The 1,327-nt window shown below is 67.4% G+C and carries 1 protein-coding gene; it reads right to left on the minus strand.

The window, feature by feature from the left end:
* Nucleotides 1–1,327: VCBS domain-containing protein (locus IVB27_RS10905; RefSeq protein WP_247443511.1), on the minus strand; the 1,327-nt coding region annotated here is incomplete at both ends.

Here is a 1,327-nt window from a genome sequence, read left to right on the forward strand (position 1 = left end):
TGACCGTGAACTGGTCCTGGACCTGCTGGCCGGCGGTGAGCTCGTCGTGGGCGCCGTTACCGGCGTAGCTCCAGGCCCCGTTGGCATCGATCGTGAAGTCGCCGTAGGTCCCGTGGGCGTTGCTCTGGGCCACGACGTGGGCTTCGCCCGTGTCGGGATCGGTGATGCTAAGCTGGCCGGAGGTGTTCAGCGCGGCGGCGGCATTGCCCTCGGTGATAGACTTCGAGTCCGACGAGACCGTGGCCGCATCATTGCTGCCGGTGATGGTCACTGTGACGATGCCGCTCGCGGTGCCGTCCTGGCTGATGACCGTGAACTGGTCCTGGACCTGCTGGCCGGCGGTGAGCTCGTCGTGGGCGCCGTTACCGGCGTAGCTCCAGGCCCCGTTGGCATCGATCGTGAAGTCGCCGTAGGTCCCGTGGGCGTTGGTCTGGGCCACGACGTGGGCTTCACCGCTGTCGGGATCCACGATCGTCAGCTGGCCCGAGGCGTTCAACGCGGCGGCAGTGTCGCCTTCCGTGACGGGCTTCGAGTCCGACGAGACCGTGGCCGCATCGTTGCTGCCGGTGATGGTCACCGTCACGATGCCACTCGCGGTGCCGTCCAGGCTGGTGACCGTGAACTGGTCCTGGACCTGCTGACCGGCGGTGAGCTCGTCGTGGGCGCCGTTACCGGCGTAGCTCCAGGCCCCGTTGGCATCGATCGTGAAGTCGCCGTAGGTCCCGTGGACGTTCGATTGCGCCACGACGTGGGCTTCGCCCGTGTCGGGATCGGTGATGCTAAGCTGGCCGGAGGTGTTCAGCGCGGCGGCGGCATTGCCCTCGGTGATAGACTTCGAGTCCGACGAGACCGTGGCCGCATCATTGCTGCCGGTGATGGTCACTGTGACGATGCCGCTCGCGGTGCCGTCCTGGCTGATGACCGTGAACTGGTCCTGGACCTGCTGGCCGGCGGTGAGTTCGTCGTGGGCGCCGTTACCGGCGTAGCTCCAGGCCCCGTTGGCATCGATCGTGAAGTCGCCGTAGGTCCCGTGGGCGTTGGTCTGGGCCACGACGTGGGCTTCACCGCTGTCGGGATCCACGATCGTCAGCTGGCCCGAGGCGTTCAACGCGGCGGCAGTGTCGCCTTCCGTGACGGGCTTCGAGTCCGACGAGACCGTGGCCGCATCGTTGCTGCCGGTGATGGTCACCGTCACGATGCCACTCGCGGTGCCGTCCAGGCTGGTGACCGTGAACTGGTCCTGGACCTGCTGGCCGGCGGTGAGCTCGTCGTGGGCGCCGTTACCGGCGTAGCTCCAGGCCCCGTTGGCATCGATCGTGAAGTCGCC

It is taken from the genome of Bradyrhizobium sp. 197, assembly GCF_023073375.1.
GTDB lineage: Bacteria > Pseudomonadota > Alphaproteobacteria > Rhizobiales > Xanthobacteraceae > Bradyrhizobium.